Source organism: Streptomyces sp. NPDC001393 (assembly GCF_053597455.1).
The window spans coordinates 1-1024 of sequence record NZ_JBSFIH010000171.1 but is presented as its reverse complement, the minus strand read 5'-3'; the positions used below and the strand labels follow the sequence as shown (position 1 = coordinate 1024).

General features: G+C 67.7%; 2 pseudogenes. One reads left to right on the top strand and one right to left on the bottom strand.

The window, feature by feature from the left end:
* Nucleotides 1-135 (top strand): annotated as a pseudogene (locus ACWC2T_RS46130) (IS701 family transposase); the annotation flags it as partial.
* A 786-nt stretch (nucleotides 136-921) separates the two neighbouring features.
* On the opposite strand, the pseudogene ACWC2T_RS46125 reads toward ACWC2T_RS46130, so the two are convergent.
* Nucleotides 922-1024, bottom strand: a pseudogene (locus tag ACWC2T_RS46125) (IS5/IS1182 family transposase); the annotation flags it as partial.

Here is a 1024-nt window from a genome sequence, read left to right as displayed (position 1 = left end):
ACGAATGCCTGGGACTTGGAACTCGAAGAACTCTTCCTGAAGACCGGAGCCCGCTTCTGCCGCGTGGAGGTCCGGCGGCGGATGCGGGACTACGTTCGCGGACTGCTCGGCCCGGTAGGCCGCAAAAACAGCTGGGTGCGCCACGAGGCGCCATGTGACCGAGTGGAGGTGGAAGACCTCTACCGCCGGGCCGTCGCACCGGCCGGGTAGAAGCTGAGGGCAGTCCGAGCCGGGGAACGCCGGTGAGGACGGAAAGCAGCCCTGACAACGCCGGGACGGCGCGGTACTGCCAGACGCGTCGGGTTCGGCAAGCAAGGCCAGAAGGCGTACGAAGAGGAACCCGTGTAAAGCCCCGTAAGTCTTGCACCGGGCTCAAATCTGGCGGATATGGGCCCGGGGTGCAGTGCGTGACCGCTCGCTTCATCGGGGCGGTCAACTCCGAAGCCGGTCTCCAACTGCCGGTGGGGAGGCCACGCTGAAGGTCTGCGGCGTAGGCGTGGTGATGCTGCTGGGGTAGTAGCGGGACGCCGACCTGGCCGATCGGCACATGGTGAACGTGGGAACCGCCTGCGGTCGCCCCCGTTTTCCCGGCAGCCGGTCCGGAGAGCGAGGGCAGGCCCGTTGCCGGCCGAGGTCCGCAGGTGGGGCGGAGGCCCCGTAGTAGTCCGAGCGGAGGAAAGCTCCGTGCATGGCGAAGGGGGATAGCGAGTCTGCAGGGAGGATGCTGCAATGCCGGGAGGCCGCTGGTGAATACCGACGCGCTGGAGTTCGCGCTGCTCAAGGCCGAGCGCCGGGTACTGGAGATGCAGACCAAGCTGCACTGTTGGGCGACCGACGATCGTGATCGCCGGTTCGATGACCTGTTCAATCTCGTCGCCGATCCCGCGCTCTTGCTGGTCGTGTGGGTTTCGGGTGCGAAGGAACAGGGGCGAGCAGGGCGGTGCCGGCGGTGTTGTCGTGGGCCGAGGCGGCCAGCACCACGACGCCGATGACCAGCCCCAGCACGTCCACGGCCAGTCCCCGC